Source organism: Arthrobacter sp. P1_D12 (assembly GCF_056406175.1).
The window spans coordinates 1-13,478 of record NZ_JBFUAR010000033.1; the positions used below are offsets into that span (position 1 = coordinate 1).

14 protein-coding genes are annotated in these 13,478 nt (G+C 66.1%); 12 read left to right on the forward strand and 2 right to left on the reverse strand.

Annotated features, from left to right (window positions below; translation table 11 throughout):
• On the reverse strand, window positions 1-1,238 hold a 1,238-nt coding region (locus tag AC1DZV_RS20190), incomplete at its 3' end, for a GH25 family lysozyme (RefSeq protein ID WP_476954445.1).
• Between the two features lie 644 nt (window positions 1,239-1,882).
• Here AC1DZV_RS20190 and galE point away from each other — a divergent pair.
• Window positions 1,883-2,926: a UDP-glucose 4-epimerase GalE gene (gene galE, locus AC1DZV_RS20195; RefSeq protein ID WP_476954446.1), complete on the forward strand. Its 1,044-nt coding sequence runs from the start codon at window positions 1,883-1,885 to the stop codon at window positions 2,924-2,926.
• A 13-nt stretch (window positions 2,927-2,939) separates the two neighbouring features.
• Here the strand turns inward: galE and AC1DZV_RS20200 are convergent, their stop codons facing one another.
• Window positions 2,940-3,812 (reverse strand): glycosyltransferase family 2 protein, encoded by an 873-nt coding sequence (locus AC1DZV_RS20200; RefSeq protein WP_476951054.1) that lies wholly within the window; start codon window positions 3,810-3,812, stop codon window positions 2,940-2,942.
• Window positions 3,813-4,001: 189 nt separating this feature from the next.
• Here AC1DZV_RS20200 and AC1DZV_RS20205 point away from each other — a divergent pair, with 189 nt between their 5' ends.
• From AC1DZV_RS20205 to AC1DZV_RS20255, 11 genes are all read left to right on the forward strand, one after another.
• Window positions 4,002-5,225: a CpaF family protein gene (locus tag AC1DZV_RS20205; protein WP_476951053.1), complete on the forward strand. Its 1,224-nt coding sequence runs from the start codon at window positions 4,002-4,004 to the stop codon at window positions 5,223-5,225.
• Window positions 5,225-6,079 (forward strand): type II secretion system F family protein, encoded by an 855-nt coding sequence (locus AC1DZV_RS20210; RefSeq protein ID WP_476954447.1) that lies wholly within the window; start codon window positions 5,225-5,227, stop codon window positions 6,077-6,079. The genes AC1DZV_RS20205 and AC1DZV_RS20210 overlap by 1 nt, the downstream gene beginning before the upstream one ends.
• Window positions 6,076-7,017: a type II secretion system F family protein gene (locus tag AC1DZV_RS20215; RefSeq protein WP_476951051.1), complete on the forward strand. Its 942-nt coding sequence runs from the start codon at window positions 6,076-6,078 to the stop codon at window positions 7,015-7,017. Before AC1DZV_RS20210 ends, AC1DZV_RS20215 begins: the two co-directional genes overlap by 4 nt.
• Window positions 7,018-7,333: 316 nt before the next feature.
• Window positions 7,334-7,537 carry a hypothetical protein gene (locus AC1DZV_RS20220; RefSeq protein WP_476951132.1) on the forward strand — a complete coding sequence of 68 codons (204 nt, stop codon included), beginning with the start codon at window positions 7,334-7,336 and terminating at the stop codon, window positions 7,535-7,537.
• Window positions 7,538-7,540: 3 nt separating this feature from the next.
• A complete protein-coding gene (locus AC1DZV_RS20225; protein WP_476951050.1) occupies window positions 7,541-7,966 on the forward strand; it encodes a TadE family protein in 426 nt (141 codons plus the stop codon).
• Window positions 7,947-8,399: a hypothetical protein gene (locus AC1DZV_RS20230; protein ID WP_476951049.1), complete on the forward strand. Its 453-nt coding sequence runs from the start codon at window positions 7,947-7,949 to the stop codon at window positions 8,397-8,399. The genes AC1DZV_RS20225 and AC1DZV_RS20230 overlap by 20 nt, the downstream gene beginning before the upstream one ends.
• 35 nt (window positions 8,400-8,434) lie before the next feature.
• Entirely contained in the window at window positions 8,435-8,848 is a 414-nt protein-coding gene (locus AC1DZV_RS20235) for a pilus assembly protein TadG-related protein (protein WP_476951048.1), read from the forward strand.
• Between the two features lie 193 nt (window positions 8,849-9,041).
• Window positions 9,042-10,157, forward strand: coding sequence for a peptide chain release factor 2 (gene prfB / locus AC1DZV_RS20240; RefSeq protein ID WP_223916104.1), 1,116 nt, complete (start codon window positions 9,042-9,044; stop codon window positions 10,155-10,157).
• A 138-nt stretch (window positions 10,158-10,295) separates the two neighbouring features.
• Window positions 10,296-11,117: a cell division ATP-binding protein FtsE gene (ftsE, locus tag AC1DZV_RS20245; protein WP_043435207.1), complete on the forward strand. Its 822-nt coding sequence runs from the start codon at window positions 10,296-10,298 to the stop codon at window positions 11,115-11,117.
• Complete coding sequence (ftsX, locus tag AC1DZV_RS20250) at window positions 11,114-12,028, forward strand: permease-like cell division protein FtsX (RefSeq protein ID WP_028276034.1); 915 nt, start codon at window positions 11,114-11,116, stop codon at window positions 12,026-12,028. The genes ftsE and ftsX overlap by 4 nt, the downstream gene beginning before the upstream one ends.
• A gap of 26 nt (window positions 12,029-12,054) precedes the next feature.
• A complete protein-coding gene (locus tag AC1DZV_RS20255; RefSeq protein WP_476951131.1) occupies window positions 12,055-13,458 on the forward strand; it encodes a peptidoglycan DD-metalloendopeptidase family protein in 1,404 nt (467 codons plus the stop codon).
• Window positions 13,459-13,478: the final 20 nt, after the last annotated feature.

Genomic DNA, 13,478 nt, shown 5'->3' on the forward strand with positions numbered 1-13,478 from the left:
TGGATGGTTCCGCCCTTGAAGCGCTGGTAGCAGCCGCCGCCGGCCAGGCCGCAGATCTCGTTGCTGGTTGGGTAGCCGAGTTTGCCGTTTTCGTAGCCCAAGGCGCCCCAGGTTGTGCGGATGGCGCCCCAGGTGGCGTGGGCGCCGGCGCCGGGCGACCAATGGATGGTTCCGCCCTTGAAGCGCTGGTAGCAGCCGCCGCCGGCCAGGCCGCAGATCTCGTTGCTGGTTGGGTAGCCGAGTTTGCCGTTTTCGTAGCCCAAGGCGCCCCAGGCTGTGCGGATGGCGCCCCAGGTGGCGTGGGCGCCGGTGGCGGGCGACCAATGGATGGTTCCGCCCTGGAAGCGCTGGTAGCAGCCGCCGCCGGCCAGGCCGCAGATCTCGTTCGTGACGGGGTAGCCGAGTTTGCCGTCCCCGCCCCCAGCTGCAGCCCATGCGGACGCGATTGCTCCGGTGATGCTATATCCAGCCGCGAAGCGTCTCAGGCCGGCGTAGTCTCCATTCCAAACATTCGAATCACCTGTAAAGGGCCCGGTGCTGCTGTACTGCCAGATGCTGTAGTTGCCCCAACTTGAGGGTATGAGTCCGACGTTGTTCGTTGGGGCCAACGGGTATGCGGCCACCCATAGCGGGTAGTCCCCGAACGCCCGTGCATCTGCCGTGCACTGCTTCCACCATGAGGTATTGGTGTAAATCACGGGCAAGCGTCCCGTTAGCGAAAGCATGGTGTTTCCAAAATCCCGTACCCAGGATGTTAGCTGGGCAGCAGACATGTCATAACAGTTGTTGCCAAAGAAGAAGCCACTGATGGTGCGGCCGGCATAGGGGTTGAATTCAATATCGAGCACCGGTGGCAGTGTGTAACCGTCAGCGCTCCATCCACCGCCATTGTTAACGAAGTAGCGTGCTTGGTCCGCCCCTGAAGACCAATTGGGGATCGCGAAGTGGTAGGCGCCTCGGACCATCCCAACACCCCGGGAACCTTGATACTGGGAGGCGAAGGTCTCGCTTGAGTAGTAGTCGCCTTCTGTTGCCTTGACATAGGCGAAGCGTGCGCCCAAATCCCACTGGTGTTGCCAGTCGACCGAGGCCTGATGGCCGCTCACATCAAGGCCCTGGATTCCGAACGTCGGCTGCCATGTGCCTTCCGCTGCCACAGCCTCGGTGGCAAGGGTCCTGCCGGTAGCACCCGGACCTGCGACAGCCGTCCCCGCAACGCGGGCCGATCGTTGCCCCATCTCGGCGCCTCCAGCGCCGATTGCCGCAGCCATCGCGGCCGCATCGGGTGGACCGGTGCGTGGGAACGAATTCGGCGTCGAGGCAGTCGTGGTTGGTGAGGGCGCGGGAGCCGGCAGCGTCGTCGTCTGGCCGGAGGGCATCGGCGTCGCATCGGCTGTAGCAACGGGCGCTGGCGTTGGAGGCGAGGAAGCAGTGCTCGACGTCGGCGTCGCAACTTTTGGGATCGGTGGCTCGGCGGCTGTGGAGGGCGCTGCCAGTCCAGGACCAACCAATAGCGAAACGAGTAACAATATGTTCCCTGCGCGTCTGGCGAAATAGTTGCCGTGGGGAAGTTGGGTCCGCTTCATTTTCTGCTCCGGAACGATGGTGCGCTTCGCGAGCGCCGCATATATGCCTCAGGTTTGTTCGGATGCGTCAGGAACCACCGAACGAAGAGAATGTCTGACTCATGGCGCTCACCCTAGCACCGTCACTCGATTGGGACCATTGATCCTGATGTTGCTCATGTGGCGGGTGGGATCGCTGCTACCTTCAGGAGGCTTGAATTCGTAGGCTGTCCGGGAGCCGTTCGGCTTTGGGATGCTGACTCGGCGGGCCTTGGTCGAGTTCGCGGTGGCCGGCCGATCCTCCTAAGCTGTCATTCATGAAGGTATTGGTTACCGGCGGCGCCGGCTACATCGGATCCCACACGACTCTTTCCCTCCTCGAAGCGGGGCACGAGGTTGTGGTCCTGGACAACCTAATGAATTCCAGCGTGGAGTCCCTGCGCCGTGTGGAGCAGCTCACGGGCAGGACCGTGGACTTCCGGGAGGTCGACCTTCTTGACGCTCCCAGCCTCGACGCCGTTTTTGCCGAGGGCGGATTCGAGGCTGTGATCCACTTCGCCGGGCTCAAAGCAGTGGGGGAATCCGTCGAGAAACCCCTGATGTACTACCAGAACAATGTCGTGGGCACCCTCAACCTGTTGCACGGCATGGACGCCGCGGGGGTACGCCGCCTGGTCTTCAGCTCGTCCGCGACTGTCTACGGTGCCTCGGATGAAGTTCCCCTCATCGAGAAGGCGCCGTTGGATGCCACCAACCCCTACGGCCGCACCAAGGAACAGATCGAGGACATCCTCTCAGACCTGGCAGCCGCCGATCCCCGCTGGAGCATCGCCCTCTTGCGCTACTTTAACCCCGTGGGCGCCCACGAGTCTGGTTTCATCGGTGAAGACCCCAGTGGCATCCCCAACAATCTTCTGCCGTTTGTGGCCCAGGTGGCCGTGGGTCGCCGCGAAAAAGTGATGGTTTTCGGCAACGACTACCCGACGCCGGATGGCACCGGAGTGCGGGACTACATCCACGTGATGGACCTCGCCGCCGGCCACTTGGCCGCCCTGGGCTACCTCAGCGACCAAGCAGGGGTGTTCCGCTGGAACCTTGGCACCGGCCGGGGTTCCTCCGTGCTCGAAGTCATCGATGCGTTCGGCGCGGCGGCCGGCCACCCGGTGCCCTACGAATTCGCGCCGCGCCGGCCCGGCGACGCCGCCGTCAGTTACGCCGACCCGTCGGCGGCCCTGGCGGATTTGGGCTGGTCAGCGCACCGCAACCTCGCACAAATGTGTGAGGACCACTGGCGCTGGCAAAGCAGGAACCCGCAGGGCTACACCGCGGTTGCCGAGGCCGCCGGAGTTCAGGCCGACTAGCGGATCCATTGAGTCAGAGGTGGTAGCTGGACCTCAGCCGCGCCTCGACGCCGCGGCGGTCGCGCTCGCCAAGCCGGCTGGCCGCCTCCATCATGCAACGGGCGAATTCAGCGATGTCGGGATCCTCCGGGTACGGCTTTCCCGCAGTCGGCCGGTTGTACAGGATCGTGGAAGCCGATCCGTGGAAGCCGATCCGGTCCGCCGCCAGCTTGCTGAAGGATTCCGCGAGGACTTTGTCCCCGTTCTCGTCCGACCAGGCTCGGGTCTGGCTCAACTGGGTCTGGTGGCGGCGGTAGGCAATGGTTGGCAGCCGCGGAATGCGACGCATGCGCAGCCCCGCTGTGGCGGCACGAAGCCACAGGTCATAGTCCTCTGCCGGGGTCGCCTGGTACCCGCCGAGCGACTCCAGGGCGGCGCGGGAGGCGTACATCGTCGGGTTCATCAGCACGTTCGTCAGCAGCAGATGCAGGGGCATGGCCTCAGCGGAGATGCCCGGCTCGAAGCGTGGCCTGAACGGAACACTCTTGGCGTTGATCATGAGAGCCTGCGAGAAGACCATGTCCACGCCCTCGAGGGCCCGCCGCTGGACGGCGAACCTCCACGGCAGGCAGATGTCGTCGCCGTCGATGCGGGCAATGTGTTCGCCGCTGGCCCGCGAAAGCATGGCGGTCGAAGCAGCAGCGACGCCGGCTGACTGCTCATTTCGGTAGACCTTGAGCCGCTTGTCACTCATGCCTGAGAGGAAGGCCTCGGTGCCGTCGGTGCTGCCATCGTCCAGAACAAGGAGTTCCGAGTCCCGCGGCATTGCGCGCAGGGTGCTGGCAACGGTTGATTTCAGGTAGGGCATCCCGTCCTTGACGGGGAGCAGCACGCTCAGCTGTGGCACGTTCGACCTTTCTGTTGGCTAAAGTCCGAGTTTAGTCGAGCAGGCGGAGGAGGGGTGACCCGGGCCCGTTGCCGGTAACTTATCCACAAGCGTCGTTAAACGCCCTTGTCGGGAACCCCGGGCTCCTCTAGTTTTAACCCCAGTTGCACTGCCCCAGGGGGAGGGGTAGCGGTCATATTGGGGGGCACCGTGGAGGCTGTGCGCATCGTCGAAGACGAAGTCCGTGAGTTGATCCGTCGCCGCGGGCTGGATCCACTGCAGCAGAGCGGCGAAGTCCGGCGCCTGGTCGAGGCGGCTGTCAGCGACTACGACGAACGGGCCCTCCTGGCGCCGTTGCCCCCGCTGGGCCCGTTGGAGTCGGCCCGGAGATTCGTCTTCGACGCTGTGGCGGGCTTTGGTGCGCTCCAGCCGCTCCTTGACGACCCGGGCATCGAGGAAATCTGGCTCAACGCGCCGAATGAAATCTATGTAGCGCGCAACGGCGAATCGGAACTGACCTCTGTTTCGCTGACGGACCAGCAGGTCCGGGACCTTGTGGAACGGATGCTGAAGAGCTCAGGCCGGCGCCTGGACATGTCTTCGCCGTTTGTGGACGCGGCGCTCCCGGACGGCTCCAGGCTGCACGTCGTGATCCCGGACGTCACCCGGCGTCACTGGGCCATCAACATCCGCAAGTTCGTCGTCAAAGCCAGCCGGCTCGAGCACCTGGTGGAGCTGGGAACGCTCACCCCGCAGGCGGCCAGGTTCCTCGGCGCGGCCGTCGCCAGCGGCCTCAACATCCTGGTCTCGGGCGCCACCCAGGCGGGCAAAACCACCATGCTCAACTGCCTCGCCGCCAGCATCGGCACCCGCGAACGGGTCATCACGGTGGAGGAAATCTTTGAACTGCAGCTGCCGCTCCGCGACGTCGTCGGTCTTCAGTGCCGTCAGCCGAACCTGGAGGGGCAGGGGGAGATTCCGCTGCGCCGCCTGGTCAAGGAGGCCCTGCGCATGCGGCCGGACCGGCTGGTGGTCGGGGAAGTCCGGGAGGCCGAGAGCCTGGACATGCTCATCGCTTTGAATTCCGGCCTGCCCGGGATGTGCACCGTGCATGCGAACTCCGCCCATGATGCCGTGACGAAAATCTGCACGCTTCCGCTGCTCGCCGGCGACAACATCTCCAGCGCGTTCGTAGTGCCCACCGTCGCGTCCTGCATCGATCTGGTGGTCCATTGCAGCAGGCACATCAGCGGGCGCCGACAGGTCACCGAGATCCTGTCCCTGGGCCGCCGGGTGGAAAACGGGATCATCGAGTCATCCATGGTGTTCACGATGTCGGACGGGCACCTTCTGCCCAAGGCCAACTCCATGCCCGCCGCGGAAAAGTTTGCCCGCTCCGGGTACGACGTCGCGGCGCTGCTGGAGCAGCGGTGATGGCGCCGCTGGTCGGGATGCTGGGCGGCGCCGGCCTCCTGCTGATCTGGTGGTCCGCGTGGGAGACGCCTGAGAGCGTGCGGCGCAGGACCCGGACCAGCCGGCTTGAGGACCTCCTGCGGTCGGCGGGCATCGAAAAGGTCAGCGCGGCAGGGCTACTCGCCTCGTGCCTTGGACTCGGGGCCTTCACAACGCTCGCGTTCTTCGCAGTTACCGGGTCATGGCCGATCTCGGGATGCTTTGGCCTCTTTGGCGGATGGCTGCCGATGGCGATGGTCCGGTGGCGTGCCAGAAAGCGCACGGCTGTCCTCCGCCAGCTCTGGCCCGACGTCGTTGATCATTTGCGTTCAGCCATCAGGGCCGGCCTGTCGCTGCCGGAGGCTCTTATCCAGCTAGGCGACAAGGGCCCCGTGGAGCTGCGCCACGTGTTTGTGGACTTTGGCTCCGACTACCGGTCGGGAGGCCAATTCGATCCCTCACTCACCCGGCTCAAGGACCGTCTGGCCGATCCCGTGGCGGACCGGATCGTCGAGGCCCTCCGGCTCACCCGGGAGGTGGGCGGTTCGGACCTCGGGAGGCTGCTGGGCACCCTCGCGGAGTTCCTGCGGGAAAGTGCCAGGACTCGGAGTGAGCTGGAGGCAAGGCAATCCTGGACCGTCAACGCGGCACGCCTGGCCGTCGCTGCGCCCTGGATTGTCCTGGTGTTGCTGGCCAGCCGTCCTGAGGCCGTGATGGCGTACAACACCCCGCTCGGCGCTGCCGTCCTTTTGGGCGGCCTTGCCGTCTCCCTGCTGTCCTACGCCATCATGCTGCGTATCGGGGCGCTGCCGGAAGAACAGCGGGTCCTCCGATGACGGGCCTGATGGCCGGCGCCGCGGTGTGCGGGGCCGTGCTCGGGGCGGGCCTGTGGCTGGTCCTCGTCCGGCTTCCCTTCATGCGCCCAACGACGTTCGTCGAACGTATCGAACCGCAGCTGAGAACCCACAGCCTCGAATCCCGGCTTTTGCGGGCCGCCCCGCGGAATGTCACACCATTTGGGCCGCTCGAGCGGATCCTCCGCCCGGCGTTCCGGGACGGTGCCAGGTCCCTGGGCCGGATCAACCTTGGCGCGACGGCGTTAAACCGCAGGCTCGCCCGCGCCGGCAGCGCCAAAACAGCCGTGGACTTCCGGGCTGAGCAACTCCTCTGGGCGGCCGGCGGTTTCGTCCTCGCCGTCGGCGTTGTGGCGCTCGCCGGCTCGATCGGCCGCTTCAGCCCGTTCGTCGCCGTCGTGGCCGTCGTGGGCAGCGCGGTCGGCGGGTTCCTGCTCCGGGACTACCTGTTGGGCGCGCACATCAAGAAACGGGAGACGCGGATGATGGCGGAGTTTCCGAGCATCGCCGAACTCATGGCCTTGGCCGTCAGCGCCGGCGAAAGTGCCACCGGTGCCCTGGACAGGGTCTGCCGCAGCGCGCGGGGTGAGCTCTCGCAGGAATTCGGCCGTGTCCTCGCAGAGACCAGGTCCGGCAAGCCCCTCGTGGAAGCCCTCCACGAGTTCTCGTCCAGGACCGATCAAGGGCCGCTGCTCCGTTTCGTGGACGGCATGATCGTGGCCGTCGAACGTGGAACACCCCTCGCCGACGTCCTCCGGGCGCAGGCACAGGATGTCCGGGACACAGCCAAGAGGGAACTGATGGAGTCCGCCGGCAAGAAGGAAATCGGCATGATGGTGCCGCTTGTCTTTGGCGTCCTTCCGCTCACGGTCATCTTCGCCGTCTTCCCCGGTCTGGCCGCCATCAGTCTCGGACTCTAGGAGCCTGGCGAACGACGACGACGGACAGCCGGCGGCTGCCCGCCGGCCGGCACGGGCAGGACTCAAGAAAAGTCATACGAGGAGGGAACAGGATACGAAGGACGCCCTGCATCTGGCCGGCCAGCCTGGGGCACCTGGTGCACGATCTGCCTGCGACATGTCACGAACCATCAGATCCAAAAACAGGACCCCGGAAAACCAGAAAACCAGAAAACCAGAAAACACAAAACCAGAAACACAAAACCAGAGAACCAGGAAAGAGGACACGGTGAAGAACTTCGGAACCCGGGCTGCAATGGCGGCCTGCGCGCTCAGCATGTTGACCTGGTGGTCTGCTCCGCCGCAAGCGCGGGCGGCGGACCACTCTGACGTGGGAACCGCCCATCCCCAGCGCGGGGATGTCCCCGGCTGGGTCATGATCACGCTCATGTCGGCAGTCCTCGTGGCCGCCCTGCTCGCCCTGGCCGGTCCTGCGCTTGAGGGACTCTTCAACCAGGCAATGGACAAGGTCGGACAGTAGGCAATGGCAGCCCAGGGCGGGGGGACCGGGCGCCAGACCGATAGCGGGAAAAACCGCAAGGGCGCGGAGCGGGGCGCTGCAGTGGTGGACTTCGTGCTGATCGGTGCGTTGCTCACCTCGCTCTTCCTCGCGATCGTCCAGCTCACCCTGGTACTCCACGTCCGGAATACGCTGATCGACGCCGCCGCCTCGGGCGCCAGATACGGCACGTTGGCCGACCGCAACGACGGGGACGCCAAGGAACGGACTGTCCAGCTGATCACGGCGGCGCTCAATTCGGATTTCGCGCGGGACGTGGGGACAAGCGAATCGACGTTCCAGGGCATCCGTACACTCGAGGTGACCGTCCGGGCACCCCTGCCGATCATCGGCTTCATCGGTCCCCGGGCGCTCTTGGAGGTGAAGGGCCATGCGGTTATCCAGCGGTGAATGGCCGGAGCACGACGCCTCACCGGAACAGGGGAGTGCCGTGGTCGAGTTCGTCTTCCTGTCCGCACTGCTGATGGTGCCGCTGGTGTACTTCATCATCACCGTGGGCCAGATCCAGGGCGGCTCGTACGCAGTCGTGGGCGCCGCCGACCAGGCCGCCAAGGTCTATGTTGCCCAGCCGGACGCGGCAAGCGGCCGGGCAGCGGCAGAGCAAGCCGTGCTGCTGGCGCTCGCCGATTACGGCCAGCCGGCGGGAAACGGCACCGTCGACACCCGCTGCGAGCCTGCCGATTGTCTGGCTCCCGGTTCGGCGGTGACAGTCACCGTCCGCCTCACCGTGCCCCTGCCGTTTTTGCCGTTCAGCGACGCACTGCATCTGAACGCGAGCCAGCTCAGCGCGTCGGCAACCCAGCTGGTGGGCAGGTTCCGGTGAGGGGCCGGCCCGGGCCCTGCCGGCAGGAGGGACAGGTGCTGGTGCTGAGCATCGGCTTCATGCTGATTGCCCTGCTGGTCGCCACCGTCGTAATGGCGGCCTCCAGCGTCTACCTCGAACACAAGAAACTGCTCTCCCTCGCGGACGGTGCCTCGGTGGCGGCAGCGGATAGCTTCACCCTCGGCCAGCTGGGCAACTCCGGCGGCACGCCGTCCGCCGTCCTCAGCGGGGCGAGGGTTCGCAGCACCGCTGTCGACTATCTGGGCCGCAACGGCGCGTTCGAGCGCTTCAGCGCCCTAAGCGTGGCGCCCTCCACGGGCAGCCCGGACGGCGCCACCGCCGTCGTCGTCCTGAGTGCAGCCGTCCACCCGCCGGTGGTGAACTTCCTGGTGCCGGACGGCATCCGGATCGAGGCGACGTCCACGGCGCGCTCCCGCCTCAGCCGGTGAGCCGCTGGCCCGCCAGTCCAGTTGCCCTATCAGTAGATGCTGCCAACCAGGCCGTCAGGCAACCCAAAGTGGCAGGGCAAGCGGATATCGGGCAACCCAAAGTGACAGGGCAACCATCTATCGGGCAACCCAAAGTGACAGGGCAACCGGCAGGGTCGGGCGGCTAGGACACATAGCGTAGGCTTAAAAAACCATGGCAAACATTGATTTTCCCGCTGAAATCCGCGCACTGCGGGCCACCTACACGTCCATCGAGAACGTCTCGAACGTCGAGGCGCTCAAGGAAGACATCGCCGAGCTCAGCGAGCGGGCCGGTGAACCCAATCTGTGGGACGACCCCGCCGCGGCGCAGGTCATCACCTCGAAGCTCTCGCACAAGCAGACCGAGCTTGAGCGGCTCAACAAGCTCGTGGCCAGGATCGACGACCTTGAGGTCCTCGTGGAACTCGGCCAGGACGAGGACGACGCCGACTCCATGGCCGACGCCGCCGCGGAACTCGAATCGGTCCGCAAGGCGCTGGCCGACCTTGAAGTCGTCACCCTGCTCTCCGGCGAGTTCGACGAGCGCGAAGCCGTGGTGACCATCCGCGCGGGCGCCGGTGGTGTGGACGCGGCGGACTTCGCCGAAATGCTGCTGCGCATGTACCTGCGCTGGGCCGAACGCCACGGCTACCCGACGACCATCATGGACACCTCCTACGCCGAAGAAGCCGGACTGAAGTCCGCCACCTTCGAGGTCAAGGCGCCGTACGCCTTCGGCACGCTCAGCGTCGAGGCCGGCACCCACCGCCTGGTCCGGATCAGCCCGTTCGACAACCAGGGCCGCCGCCAGACCTCGTTCGCGGCCGTGGAAGTGATCCCGCTGATCGAGCAGACGGACTCCATCGACATCCCGGACAACGAGATCCGCGTGGACGTCTTCCGCTCCTCCGGCCCCGGCGGCCAGTCGGTCAACACCACCGATTCCGCGGTGCGCCTGACCCACATCCCCACTGGCACCGTGGTGTCGATGCAGAACGAAAAATCGCAGCTGCAGAACCGCGCCGCCGCCCTGCGGGTGCTGCAGTCCCGGCTGCTGCTGCTGAAGAAGGAACAGGAGGACGCCGAGAAGAAGGCGTTCGCCGGCGACGTCAAGGCCTCGTGGGGCGACCAGATGCGCTCCTACGTCCTGAACCCGTACCAGATGGTCAAGGACCTCCGCACCGAGCACGAGGTCGGCAACACCTCGGCCGTGTTCGACGGCGAAATCGACGACTTCATCGACGCCGGCATCCGCTGGCGGACGGACAACCGCAACGCCGAGAAGTAGGCCCGGCGCCCGGCGCGGTTCCGCCGTTACCCGTGCGTATAGTCGAGGGGCCGGAGCTCTACTTCCCCCAAACGAAAGCCCTTGCGCCGGCAGCAGAACCGGGCCCTCGCGGTCATGTCCTGCAGGGTACTAAGGGCCATGATCCGTTTCGAAAATGTCACCAAGGTCTATGACCAGAAGGCGCGGCCGGCGCTGGATTCGATCAACCTTGAGATCGACCGTGGCGAATTCGCCTTCCTCGTCGGCGCCTCCGGTTCCGGCAAATCGACCTTCCTGCGCCTGGTCCTCAAAGAGGACCGCGCCTCCTCCGGTGCCGTCTACGTGGCCGGCCAGAACGTCGCGAACATCTCCAGCTGGCGCGTGCCGCGCCTGCGCCGCGGAATCGGCGTCGTCTTCCAGGACTTCCGCCTGCTGCCGCAGAAGACCGTCTTCGCCAACGTCGCCTTCGCCATGCAGGTCATCGGCAAGAGCCGCAGCGTCATCCGCGACACCGTCCCCGAGGTCCTGAAGACCGTCGGCCTGGAAGGCAAAGAAAACCGTCTCCCACACGAACTCTCCGGCGGCGAGCAGCAGCGCGTGGCGATCGCCCGCGCCGTCGTGAACCGCCCCGGCATCCTGCTGGCCGACGAGCCGACCGGAAACCTGGACCCCACCACCTCGATGGGCATCATGGGCGTGCTGGACAAGATCAACCAGAACGGCACCACCGTGGTGATGGCCACGCACGACGACGACATCGTCAACGAAATGCGCAAACGGGTGGTGGAACTGAAGAACGGGGTCGTCATCCGCGACGAAGCCAAGGCCCTCTACACCTCCATGATTCCCGTCGTGGGCCAGTCGCGCCGCCTGCGCGACGCCAGCGGACGGGACGAACAGCCGCAGGTTATCCCGCCCCGGGCCGGCTCGCGCGCCGAAGCCCGCGCCGAGTTCCGCACCGCAGGGGAGGGCCAGGCGTGAGGCTTGCATTCGTCCTGGGCGAGATCGGCAGCGGCCTGCGCCGCAACCTGTCCATGGTGATCTCCGTGATCCTGGTGACCTTCGTGTCGCTGACCTTCGTCGGCGCCGCCGGCATGCTGCAGCTGCAGATCAACCAGATGAAAGGCTACTGGTACGACAAGGTCCAGGTGGCCATCTTCCTCTGCAGTGACGGTTCGACGGCGCCCGGCTGCGCCACCGGTCCGGCGACGCCGGAGCAGGAGGACAACCTGCGCACGCTGCTGAAGTCGCCCGCGGTGGCGCAGTACGTCAACGACTTCCAGTACGAGTCCAAGGACGACGCCTACAAGCACTTCAAGGAACAGTTCTCCAATTCCCCGATCGTTGACTCCGTGACCCCGGACCAGCTGCCGGCGTCCTTCCGGATCAACATGAAGGACCCGGAGAAGTACGAGATCATCAGCGAGACCTTCTCCTCCCAGGCCGGGGTAGAGACCGTGATCGACCAGCGGCAGCTGCTGGAGCGGCTGTTCTCGGCCATGAACGCCGCGTCCCTGGTGGCCGTGAGCATTGCCGGCGTCATGATCATCTGCGCCATCCTGCTGATCGCAACCACCATCCGGCTCTCCGCGTTCAGCCGCCGCCGGGAAACAGGCATCATGCGCCTGGTGGGCGCGTCCAAAATGGTCATCCAGCTCCCGTTCATCCTCGAAGGCGTGATCGCCGCGGTGATCGGTGCCGCCCTGGCCTCCGGCACCCTGTGGGCCGTGGCCCGCTTCTTCCTCGAAGGCGTCCTGTCCAAGCAGTATCCGGACACCGCGTTTATCTCACCCGGGCAGACCCTGATCCTGGTACCTGCCCTGATTGGCCTGGGCGTTGTCCTGGCCGGAATTTCCTCCCTGCTGACCCTCCGCCGGTACTTGCGGGTCTAGCCTTGCGAAACGAAAAGGGAATGCTTATGACACCGATGGCCCGCCGCCCCCTCCGGCAATCCCTCCGGCTCCGCCTGGTGGGGCGCCGCAGCCGGATGATCAGCGCCACCCTGGCGCTGGTCCTGGCCGGGACCATGGGGGCCTCGAGTCCGGCGGCATTCGCCGATGACCTTGAGGACCAGCAGGCCGCGCTGCGCGACGAGGCGGCCCGGGTCCAGCACTCCCTCGAATTCGTGGACGGCAAGATCGCCCAGGCTGCGGCAGACCTGGTCCTGTACCAGGGCCAGCTCCCCGGCGCCCAGCAGGCGCTCACGGACGCCCAGGGCCGGGTGGCCGGAGCGGTCCAGGAAGTGCAGGCCCTCGCGGCCCGCGTGGACCTGGCGCAGCAGAACAAGGCAAAAATCACGCAGCAGCTGGAAGCGGACAAGCAGAAGATCGCGGACACCCGGAAACTGATCGGGCAAATCGCCACGCAGGCCTACAAGTCCGGCGGCGTCCCGTCCAACCTGTCCCTGTTCTTTGGCTCGAACCAGGGCAGCAGCCTGACGGACACCATCGACCTCGCGGACCAGGCCCTGCGCAGCCAGAACTCCGCGATGGACAAGCTCACCCAGCAGAGCGCCACCAACGTCAACGCGCAGGCCCGGCTGGCCGCCGTCGAGGCTGAAATCACCGACCTCAAGGCCAAAGCCGACGCCGCCCTGGCCCGGGAAAAGGCCGCCCGGGACGAGGCCGCAGCCAAGAAGGCCGCCGTGGACAAGCTGATTGCCGACACCACCCGGCTCGACGCCCAACTCCAGGCCGCCAAGCCCGGCATCCAGAACCAGCTCGCCCAGGTCAAGGCCCAGCAGGACGCCGTCGCCGCCGAGATCGCCGAACGCGACCGGAAGCTGCGTGAGGCCTGGCTGGCCGAGCAGCGCCGCATTGCCGAGGCCGCGGCGGCCGCCGCCCGGGCGCAGGGACAGGCCGTCCAGCCGTATGTCCCGCCGGCCCAGGGCTCGCCGTCGGCCTTCGGGCTGCAGCACCCGTTCCCCGGCAATATTCCGATCACCTCCGGGTTTGGCTGGCGGGCGACGCCGCCGGGCACCATCGACTTCTACGGCCAGGGCGGCTACATGCACACAGGCATCGATTTCGGTGCCGCCTGCGGCACGCCCGTCTACGCCGCGGCTGCCGGCACCGTCTTCTCGGCCGGCTGGGCCAACGACGGCGGCGGCAACAACGTGAAGATTTCCCACGGGGTGGTCCAGGGCAACTCGCTGACCACGATTTACTACCACAACACTTCCGTGGCGGTCTCGGTCGGCCAGCACGTCAACCAGGGGCAGCTGATCGCCTATTCAGGCACCACCGGCAACTCCACCGGCTGCCACTCGCACTTCGAGACCTGGCTCAACGGCCGGGCCGTGGACCCCATGAACCTGCTGTAGTCCGGCCCGGGCCATCCGGC